Here is an 8,766-nt window from a genome sequence, read left to right on the forward strand (position 1 = left end):
GTCGTCGGACGGGGTGGCCGCGGGGGCGCTCGTGGTCGGGGACGCGTCGGGTTCCGTGCCCTCGGCGGTCGTGTCGGGCGAGAACCAGCGCATGCCCAGGAGCATCGCGGCGAGGAACAGCGCCGCGGCGGCGGCCGTCGCGGCCACTCTCGACCTGCTGCCGAGCCCGCCGCGCCCGCGGGAGCGGCCCGAACGCCCCGCCTGGGCCGCCCGGGCCGCGGTGCGGTGCCCTGTGGTCGCCGGCAGCGCGTACGTGGTCGGGTGGCTGGTCTCGGCGGCCGCGTACGGGGCCGGCCCGGTGTGCGCCGGCGCGGACGAGGGGTTCGGCCGCAGCGGCGGTGAGACCTCCGGCAGCGGCTCGGGCAGGCCCCGCCAGGCGCCCCCGGCGAACCACTCGGCGGCCTGCTCCGCCGTGGGCCGGTCTTCGGGCTGCTTGGCGAGCAGCCCGAGGAGGTAGTTCTCGAACGCGGGGGGAAGGCCGGCGACACCGAGCTCGCGGGGCGGCACGGGTGCAGAGTCGAGATGCTGGTGCAGCAGGGCGACGGCGGTGTCGGCCTGGAACGGCGGGCGGCCGCTGAGGAGCTGGTAGAGCACGCAGCCCAGGGAGTACATGTCGGAGGCGGGCCCCGCGGGCTTTCCCAGGGCCCGTTCGGGCGCGAGGTAGAGGCCGGTGCCGATGATCTGGCCGGTGGCGGTGAGCGCGGCGCCGGGATCGTCGAGGAAGCGCGCGATGCCGAAGTCGCCGATCTTCAGCGTGCCGTGGGCGTCCAGCAGCAGGTTGGCGGGTTTGACGTCCCGGTGCACGATGCCCTGCCCGTGCGCGGCGGCGAGCCCCGCGGACGCCTGCGCGGCGAGACGGGCCACCTGCTCGACGGGCAGCGTGCCGGAGTTGGACAGCGCCCCGGCGAGGCTGTCGCCCTCGACCAGCTCCATCACCAGGTACAGCCGGTTGTCGTACTCGCCGAAGTCCAGGACGCCGACCACGTTGGGGTGGTTGAGACGCCCGGCGGTCTGCGCCTCCAGACGGAACCGGGAGGTCGCCGTGGCGTCGGTGTCCTGGGGCAGCAGCAGCTTGAGGGCCACCGCTCTGGCGAGCGTCTCGTCGTACGCACGCCAGACCTCTCCCATTCCACCGCGCCCGATCTCAACATCCAGCCGGTAGCGGCCCGCTAGCAGCACTCGTCCTCGTCTCATGCGTGTGGGAAGGTCGTTGCCGCAGGCCGAACTCCCCGCTTTCGAACGGGGGTTGGTGGGGGGTTCCGCAGCCGACTAAGGATACTGGCGCGGCGTGGCCGCCGATCGCCGCAGCGGTGTTCTCGAAGGGTGCGGTCTCGGAAATCCCGGAGCGAGGAGGCACCCGCCGGAGTGAAGGTCCCGCGCGCCCCGTTGCCGTGGGCGCCGGCGCCGTCTCAAGCCGCCGCGCCCGCTCCCTTCTCCCGGCGCGGCAGCACCGCCACCGCCAGGGCCGGTACGGCCGCGAGGACCAGCCACGGCACGGCGGCCGGCAGTCCCAGGTCGAGCAGGAAGCCGGTGGCGGCGCTGCCCGCCAGGACGATCAGCCCGGAGACGGACGACAGCGCACCCATGTAGAGCCCGAGCCGGCCCTCCTCGGCGAGGTCGGGCACCCAGGCGCGGGCGGCGGGCACGACCAGCATCTGCCCCACGGTGAGCAAGATCACGAAACCGGCGGCCGGCAGCAGCCCGGCGGTGCCCGTCCAGCCGGCCGGGCGGGCCGCGGCCACCACCACGAATCCGGACGCGATCAGCAGCAGCCCCGCGCTCATGGAGCGGCGCAGGTCGAGCCGGTCGCCCGCCCAGCGGGTCACCGGCAGCTGGGTGAACACCACCAGCACCGAGGACAGCGCGAAGAGCCAGGACAACGGCGCCTGGGAGCCCGCCGCGCGCTGCACCTCGTCCGGCAGGGCGAGGTACAGCTGGTTGTAGGCGAGCAGATAGGTGCCATAGGCGCAGCACAGGGCGAGGAAGCGGCGGTTGCGCAGCAGGACGCGGGCCCCGCCCCGCCCCCGGACGCGGACCCGGCCGGGGATGTGCTGCGGCATCAGCCACAGGTGCCCGGCGAGGACGAGCACGAAGACCGCGACACCGGCGAGGCACGCGGTGCGGAAGTCGACGGCGAGCAGCAGCGCGCCGAGCAGCGGCCCGACGAACGCCCCGGCCTGGCCCGCCACGCTGAACAGGGCGAGGACACGGGTGCGCGGGCCGCGCCCGTCCTCCTCCCAGGCCACCGCCTGGCGGGCCACCTCGGACTCCACGGCCGGGGAGAACAGCGCGGCCGCGAAACCGATCACCAGCACCGCCCCGATCACCGTCCAACTCGCCTCCGCGTAGCCGAGCCACGCGAACCCGGCGATCCGCAGCACGCAGCCCGCCAGTACGACGGGCCGCACCCCGAACCGGTCGACGAGCCAGCCGCCGACCACGAACAGCCCCTGCTGGCTGAAGGTGCGCAGCCCGAGCACGAAGCCGACCAGCCACCCCGCCATGCCGATCGCGGTGCCGAGGTGCTCGGCGAGGAACGGCAGGACGGCGTAGAAGCCGATGTTGAAGGCGAGCTGGGTGAGGATCAGCAGCCGCAGCAGCGGCGACAGTTCCTTGCAGAGCCGCCAGGTGCTCTCACGCGGGCCCTTGGGCGGGGCGGCGTCGGACGTTCGGGCGGTCCGGCGGGACAGCACACGGGAGAGGAGGTCGGTCATCGTTCTTCCGTCGGTGGGGCGGACACGGAGGTCAGGTGGGCACCGGTGCCTTCCGGCCGCCGCGGCGGGGCCGGCACGGCCGGGCCGGCGGGCGTTTCAGCGGGCGTTCCGGCGGGCGTCCCGGCCGGGCCGGTGGGCCGCGTGCGCCGCCGGGGCAGCCGTACGCCGCCCGCGGCCGTCACCGCGAGCGCCCCGAGCAGGGCGAGTACGGCGGCGGGGAAGAGGACGGCCCACGGGGCACGCTCGGCGTACGGCTGGTTCTCGGCGAGCAGCAGGCCCCAGTCGGGGGACGGCGGCTGGGCGCCCAGGCCGAGGAAGCCGAGCGCGGCCAGGCTCAGCGCGATGCCCGGGAGCCGGAGCAGGGCGTGCCGGGCGACCGGGAGCGCGACGGCGGGCAGCAGTTCGTGCACGAGCAGGTGCAGGCGGCCGGCCCCCAGTGCCCTGGTGGCCTCCAGGTGGGCGGTGGCGCGTTCCTGGCGCAGCAGGGAGGAGGTGTGCGCGGCCAGCGGGGACCAGGCCACGACGGTCACGGCGAACGCGGGTGTCCAGGGGCCGCTGCCCATGACGCCGGTGACGAGGAGTCCGGCCAGTACGGGCGGTACGGCACTGAGGGTGTCGACCAGCGGCCCGGACAACCTCGGGAGCAGCCCCAGCAGCAGCCCGGTGACGAGGGCGGCGGCGCTGACCGCGAGGGCGGTGCCGAGGGTGGTCAGCGCGCCGTGGGAGATCCGGGCGAGGGCATCGCGGCCGAGCGCGTCGGTGCCGAAGGGGTGCTGCGGCGAAGGGGCTTGCAGCCGGGCGAGGGTGTCCAGGGCGATCGGGTCGCGGGGCAGCCCGGCTCCGACGACGGCGGCCAGCAGCCCCGCGTAGAGCAGGGGGAGCGCGCGGGGCGCGGGCGGCCGGGGCCGGTGCAGGGACTGCAGGGCGCCGTCGCGCAGCGCCGGGCCGACCAGGAGCCGGGCGGCGAGCCGGGCGAGAACGCCCGCGGAGGCCGCGAGCAGGACGAGGGCGAGGGTGCCGGTCTGCAGGACGGGCAGGTCCTGGGAGAGTGCGGCGTGCAGGGTGAGCCGGCCGATGCCCGGGATGTCGAAGACCTGCTCGACGGCGACCGAGCCGCCGGTCAGTCCGACCACGAACAGCGCCACATTGGGCAGCAGTCCGGGCACGCAGCGGCGCACCGCCTGCCGCGCCACCGACGTCGGCGGGACACCGCGTGCCGTGGCCGCCATGGCCCAGGGCTCCCTGAACGCCCCGGGCAGCAGGTCGTCGAGCAGCCGCCCCAGGACCGCTCCGGCGGGCAGGCCGATGGCGAGCGAGGGCAGCACCATCCACTGCGGCCCGTACCAGCCCAGGGCCGGCAGCCATCCCAGCTGCACACCGATCACCGACACCAGCACCGAGGCGACGAGGAACTCGGGCAGCGCGGCCAGCACGGCCGTCGCCGTCCCGCCGGGACGACGGTCGGCGAGCCGGCCCCGCGCGCCCAGCCGGAGCGTACGGGCACAGACGGCGGCCGCCGTCGCCGCGGCGACCGCCAGGGCCCCGGCCATCAGCAGCAGCGACACGCCGAGGGCCAGTCCGAAGCCCGGCAGCACCTGGCTGCCGGACACCCAGGACGTGCCGGCGCTCCCGTGCAGCAGCCCGCCCAGCCAGTGGCCGAGCAGTGTCAGCGGGCCGTCGTCGAGGTCCAGTTGGTCCCGGACGGCGCGCAGGGTCTCGGGGTCGGGGTCGCGGTCCGCCGACCGCGCGCGGAGCACGGTCAGCGCGGGGTCGGTGCGTGACAGCCACGGCAGCAGGCCGATCCCGCACACCAGGCAGGCCACGAGCAGGGTCCGCCACATCAGCGCCGGGGCGCCGCTGCGCGCGAGCGCGCGCACTGCGGCGGCCGCACCGTTCGTCGAGGGTGTCTTCGAGCTGTTCAGGGCCGGGGCCCCGTACCGGTGAGGGTGCGTGCCGTGCCGACGGCGGCCGGACTGCTCATCACATATATGAAAACCATTGTCATCAGGTGAACGGTATCTCGAAGTGCACTACACCGTTGCCCCCGCCGGGCACTTCCTCCCGTTCGTCGCACAGCACCTTGCCCAGCGCCTTCCACAGGCCCAGCGCGCCGGGGGAGTGGGGGTAGGTGTGCAGATATACGGACCGGTATCCGCCGTCGTCCCGGGCGAACTCCAGCAGGCCGTCGACCAGTTGCCGGGCCAGTCCGCGCCGCCGGTGCTCGGGGCGTACGTACACCCGCCGCAGCTGCGCCGTCTCGCCCGAGGGGAACCGCTCGGCCAGCCAGCGGGGGTTCGGCGGGTGCGCCGGGCCGCGCGCGTCCAGGGCCGCGGTGGCCGCCACCGTCCCGTCCCGCTCGTCCACGGCGACCAGGAGGGTGTGCCGGGGCGGCGTGACGTAGAACGGCACCGGATCGATGATGTCGGCGTGCCAGCGCGGCACGTAACCCGTGCCGAAGTCGCGGTACACGGCGTCGAGCATCACCGACCGGGCCCCGTCGATGTCGCCCGCTCCGGCTTCCCTGATGCTGTACTCACGCATTTGCGCATCATATGCAAGAGGAATTCGGGAGTCAGTCGGGGGCCGCCGGTGTGATGTGGCTCAGTACGCACAGCCAGCGGCCCTGCCGCCGCACGAAAACGTCCGTCGTCCACTCGTCGGCGTCGTGGCGCTCGCCCTGGTAGTGGGCCGTGTTCGTCACCCGCCCGGTCACCACGGCGGTGTCACCGTAGACGCGGACCCTCGGGTCGGTGATGAGGTCCATCGCCGAGTGGGTGAGCGCACCGGACTCCACGAGGGAGAGGAACCTCTCCTTCGGGTCGATCCCCGAATCGGAGACGATGACCCACTCGTCCGCCATGAAGCCCGCGATCCGCGCGGGGTCGTTGGAGACGATCGCCTCGGCCCAGCCCTTCGCCAGACGGGCGACCTGAAGGGCGTCTGCGGATGCGGACTCTTCGCTCATGGCACGACCGTAGGGGTCGGAACGGTGCTGCGGGGTGTCCGGTTCAGCTCACGGCCGGGGTGAGCACCACGAAGTCCGCGCCGGCCGGGTCGAGGCAGACGGCGAGGCGGCCGACGCCCTCCGCGTCCTCAGGGCCCATCTGCACGCTGCCGCCGTTCCCGGTGACCTCGGCCACCGCGGCGTCGCAGTCGTCGACGGCGAAGACCGGGTGCCAGTACGGCCGCCCATCCGTGAGAGTCAGGTCCTCCCTGCGGAGCTGCATGAGCCCGCCGTGCATCCGGTCCTCGGAGAGCCCGGACGGGGTGATCAGGGTGTACGTCCCGGCGCCGCCCGGCAGCGGCATGTCGCTGAACTGCCAGCCGAAGAGGGTGCCGTAGAACTCTCGCGCACCCGCGGCGTCGCTGGTGTACAGCTCGGTCCACGCCAGGGAACCCGGCTGGTCGACCAGCTCCAGGCCCTTGTTCGTGCCGGGCTGCCAGACGGCGAACTGGCCGCCCAACGGGTCGCTGTACTGCGCCATCCGGCCCCAGTCGTCGAGGTCCATCGGTGCGACCCGCACGGTGCCGCCCGCCTGCTGCACGGCCCGCGTCGTGGCGTCCGCGTCGGTGACGCTGTAGTAGAGCATCCAGGCCGGACGCGCGCCTTCCTCGGTGAGCTTGCCGAGCCCGGCGACGACCTTGCCGTCCTTCCTGAACATTCCGCCCTCGAAATCGTCGCTCTCGCCCATGGGCTCGTAGTCCCACCCGAGGACGGCGCCGTAGAAGGCGGCGGCGGCCCGGACGTCCAGAGCGCCCAGATCGAGCCAGCAGGGGGAACCGGGGACGTACTCGGTCGTGATCATGACGCTGCTTCCCTTCGGCGGGTCCTGTGTGCTCAGCGTGACACCGAGCACCCGTCATCGCCCGTCGGCCGCTGTCCGTTCGGGGGATCCCCGCGCGGATGCAGGGGCCTCAATGGACGGACAGTCCGCCGTCGACGAAGAGGGACTGTCCCGTGACGTAGGCGGACGCCGCGCTCGCCAGGAAGACCGCCGCGCCCGCGAAGTCCCCGGCGAGACCGTTGCGCCCGACCATCGTGCGGGCGGCGAGGGCGGCCACCTTCTCCGGGTCCGACGACAGCCGTGCGTTGAGCGGTGTCATGACGAAGCCCGGCACGAGGACGTTGCAGGTGACGCCGCGCGGCGACCACGCCTCGGCCTGAGAGCGCGCCAGGGCCTCCAGGGCGCCCTTGGAGGCGCCGTAGGCCCCGCTCTGGACGAACGCGCGGTGCGCCTGCTGCGAGCTGATGTGGATGATCCGCCCGTACCCCCGCTCCGCCATGCCGGGGCCGAAGCGCTGCCCCAGCAGGAACGGCGCCTCCAGGTTGACGGCCATCGTGGCGTCCCAGACGTCCTCGCCGAGCTCGTCCATCGGCGGACGCAGGTTGATTCCGGCGCTGTTGACGAGGATGTCCGGCTCCCCGAAGGCCTCGACCGCCCGCTCCGCGGCCGTCCGCACGCCCTCGCGGGTGCTCAGGTCCGCGCCGACCCATGCGGCGCGGCAGCCCTCGGCCGTCAGCTCCTCGACCGTCGCCGTCAGCCGGGCCTCGCCGCGGGCCACGGCCACCACGCTCGCCCCGGCATGCGCGAGTGCGCCGGTGATGGCGCGCCCGATACCGGAACTGCCACCCGTGACGACCGCGACCCGGCCCTCCAGGGAGAACAGCTCGGAAAGGTAGACCTGAGTCGCAGGGGACGCCGGAGTCGGCTCTGCCGATGGAGTGGACTGTGTCGTCATGGCGACCCACTCTAGTTCGATAAATACCCCTGGGGGGTATATGGTCGGCGTCATGGACCACACCGCTCACGAACCTGAGAAGCATGCGCACGGGACCGCGTCCTGGGGGACCGCCGTGAAGGCGACGCTGCACTGCCTGACCGGATGTCTGATCGGCGAGATCCTCGGCATGGCCATTGGTACGTCGCTGGGCTGGGCCGACGTGCCCACCATGGCCTTGGCGATCGGGCTCGCGTTCCTCTTCGGCTACTCGTTCACCCTGTCCGCCGTCCTGCGGTCCGGCATCGGCCTCAAGGCCGCCATCAGGATCGCCCTCGCCGCGGACACGGTCTCGATCGCCGTGATGGAACTCGTGGACAACGCGATCATCGCGCTCACCCCGGGCGCGATGGACGCTCAACTGTCCGACGGCCTCTTCTGGTCCGCGCTCCTGGGCGGCTTCGCGGTCGCCTTCCTGGTCACGACCCCGGTCAACAAATGGATGATCGGCCGCGGCAAGGGGCACGCCGTGGTCCACGCTCACCACTGACGCGCTGTCGCCCCCCTGACACTTCAGCCCGCGAGTCGTGGAACGCAGTCGCCTCCACACCGCCGTCGAGCACGTGCCACACCCCGGCGCCCCTCCGGCGACCGGCAGAGTGGTCCACGGCGGTGACCTGGATCACATGGCCGGCATTGAGTGCCCGGCCGGGGAGCTGTCCGTACTCATGGGTGTCGGGGCGGGGCCGGATGCGAGGATGAGGCGCCATGACAGCCGGATGGTGTGCTCGCGCGATACGGGCCGCGGTGTTCGCGGCCGTCTGTGTCGTGCTCGCCGCCCTGGGGCACGTCATGATGTCCGGCGACCACGTGCCCCCGTCGACGCTGCTGGCCGGCTGGGCCGTGACGGGCGCCGCCGGCTGGTGCCTCGCCGGCCGGGAGCGCGGACCGCGCCTGGTCGTCGGCGTCGCCGTGGCCGTCCAGACGGCTCTGCACTCGGCGTTCTCCCTCGGTCCGCCGGCACCTTCCGCGCCCGGGAACCCCTCCATGGACATGCCGTCCATGAGTCACGGCACGGGATCCATGAGTCACGGCATGGGATCCATGAACCACGACATGAGTGCGGGCGCCATCGGGGCCATGCCCCCGCACTCCGGGCACGTCCCCGGCGGTGACTCGTCCCTCGGCATGCTCGCCGCCCACCTCCTGGCCGCGCTGCTGTGCGGTCTGTGGCTGGGCCACGGAGAGCGGGCCGTCTTCCGGCTGCTGCGTGCCGTGGGCAGCCGGCTCGCCGCGCCACTGCGGCTGCTGTTCGCCCGGCCCGCACCGCCGC

At 73.6% G+C, this 8,766-nt stretch carries 9 protein-coding genes; 2 read left to right on the forward strand and 7 right to left on the reverse strand.

The genetic code is table 11. The features are described from left to right. From C1J00_RS32380 to C1J00_RS32410, 7 genes are all read right to left on the reverse strand, one after another. Positions 1–1,179 (reverse strand): serine/threonine-protein kinase (locus C1J00_RS32380; protein ID WP_102912549.1); only part of this gene is annotated, 1,179 nt, incomplete at its 3' end. A 230-nt stretch (positions 1,180–1,409) separates the two neighbouring features. Beyond that, positions 1,410–2,714, reverse strand: a complete 1,305-nt coding sequence (locus tag C1J00_RS32385) for an MDR family MFS transporter (protein WP_102912545.1) — start codon at positions 2,712–2,714, stop codon at positions 1,410–1,412. After that, positions 2,711–4,555 (reverse strand): ABC transporter permease subunit, encoded by a 1,845-nt coding sequence (locus tag C1J00_RS32390; RefSeq protein ID WP_102912550.1) that lies wholly within the window; start codon positions 4,553–4,555, stop codon positions 2,711–2,713. The genes C1J00_RS32385 and C1J00_RS32390 overlap by 4 nt, the downstream gene beginning before the upstream one ends. Positions 4,556–4,718: 163 nt before the next feature. Further along, positions 4,719–5,255: a GNAT family N-acetyltransferase gene (locus C1J00_RS32395; RefSeq protein WP_102912546.1), complete on the reverse strand. Its 537-nt coding sequence runs from the start codon at positions 5,253–5,255 to the stop codon at positions 4,719–4,721. 31 nt (positions 5,256–5,286) lie between these two features. Then, a complete protein-coding gene (locus C1J00_RS32400) occupies positions 5,287–5,679 on the reverse strand; it encodes a nuclear transport factor 2 family protein (protein WP_102912547.1) in 393 nt (130 codons plus the stop codon). A gap of 43 nt (positions 5,680–5,722) precedes the next feature. Beyond that, a complete protein-coding gene (locus tag C1J00_RS32405; RefSeq protein WP_102912551.1) occupies positions 5,723–6,520 on the reverse strand; it encodes a VOC family protein in 798 nt (265 codons plus the stop codon). A gap of 109 nt (positions 6,521–6,629) precedes the next feature. Beyond that, entirely contained in the window at positions 6,630–7,454 is an 825-nt protein-coding gene (locus tag C1J00_RS32410; RefSeq protein ID WP_102912548.1) for an SDR family NAD(P)-dependent oxidoreductase, read from the reverse strand. 52 nt (positions 7,455–7,506) lie between these two features. Here C1J00_RS32410 and C1J00_RS32415 point away from each other — a divergent pair, with 52 nt between their 5' ends. After that, complete coding sequence (locus tag C1J00_RS32415) at positions 7,507–7,983, forward strand: DUF4396 domain-containing protein (RefSeq protein WP_102912552.1); 477 nt, start codon at positions 7,507–7,509, stop codon at positions 7,981–7,983. Positions 7,984–8,201: 218 nt separating this feature from the next. Continuing rightward, positions 8,202–8,766 (forward strand): hypothetical protein (locus C1J00_RS32420; protein ID WP_102912553.1); only part of this gene is annotated, 565 nt, incomplete at its 3' end.

This window comes from Streptomyces cahuitamycinicus (assembly GCF_002891435.1).
Classification (GTDB): domain Bacteria; phylum Actinomycetota; class Actinomycetes; order Streptomycetales; family Streptomycetaceae; genus Streptomyces; species Streptomyces cahuitamycinicus.

Coding starts and splice junctions, on each gene's coding strand:
- C1J00_RS32415 (WP_102912552.1), top strand. CDS start 7,507: ATGGACCACACCGCTCACGAACCTGAGAAGCATGCGCACGGGACCGCG.
- C1J00_RS32410 (WP_102912548.1), bottom strand. CDS start 7,454: ATGACGACACAGTCCACTCCATCGGCAGAGCCGACTCCGGCGTCCCCT.
- C1J00_RS32385 (WP_102912545.1), bottom strand. CDS start 2,714: ATGACCGACCTCCTCTCCCGTGTGCTGTCCCGCCGGACCGCCCGAACG.
- C1J00_RS32390 (WP_102912550.1), bottom strand. CDS start 4,555: ATGTGGCGGACCCTGCTCGTGGCCTGCCTGGTGTGCGGGATCGGCCTG.
- C1J00_RS32395 (WP_102912546.1), bottom strand. CDS start 5,255: ATGCGTGAGTACAGCATCAGGGAAGCCGGAGCGGGCGACATCGACGGG.
- C1J00_RS32405 (WP_102912551.1), bottom strand. CDS start 6,520: ATGATCACGACCGAGTACGTCCCCGGTTCCCCCTGCTGGCTCGATCTG.
- C1J00_RS32400 (WP_102912547.1), bottom strand. CDS start 5,679: ATGAGCGAAGAGTCCGCATCCGCAGACGCCCTTCAGGTCGCCCGTCTG.